The organism is Falsiroseomonas algicola (assembly GCF_011040385.1).
Taxonomy (GTDB): domain Bacteria; phylum Pseudomonadota; class Alphaproteobacteria; order Acetobacterales; family Acetobacteraceae; genus Falsiroseomonas; species Falsiroseomonas algicola.
In genome coordinates, this window is sequence record NZ_JAAIKB010000083.1 from 1 (window position 1) to 262 (window position 262).

General features: G+C 65.3%; 1 protein-coding gene. It reads right to left on the bottom strand.

Annotation, left to right across the window (positions count from 1 at the left end):
* Positions 1–117: 117 nt before the first annotated feature.
* On the bottom strand, positions 118–262 hold a 145-nt coding region (locus G3576_RS31115), incomplete at its 5' end, for an integrase core domain-containing protein (RefSeq protein WP_207623129.1).

Here is a 262-nt window from a genome sequence, read left to right on the forward strand (position 1 = left end):
TCGAGCCGCTCCCGATCCCCCGGCCGCAGCCGGACCTCAACGCCTTCCCTCATGCACCAAGACTCGCAGGTCCAGGCTGAAGTTGCCCCACTTCCGTGGACGGTTAGCGGGTAGGGATCAGTCGTTCTCGGCCATGGCTCTGGCTTTGTATTCGATGGGCGAGAGGTAGCCCAGGGCCGAGTGAGGCCTGGTGGGGTTGTAGAAGCCCTCGATGAAGGCGAACACCGCCATCCGCGCCTCTGCCTGGGAGCGGAAGCTGCGC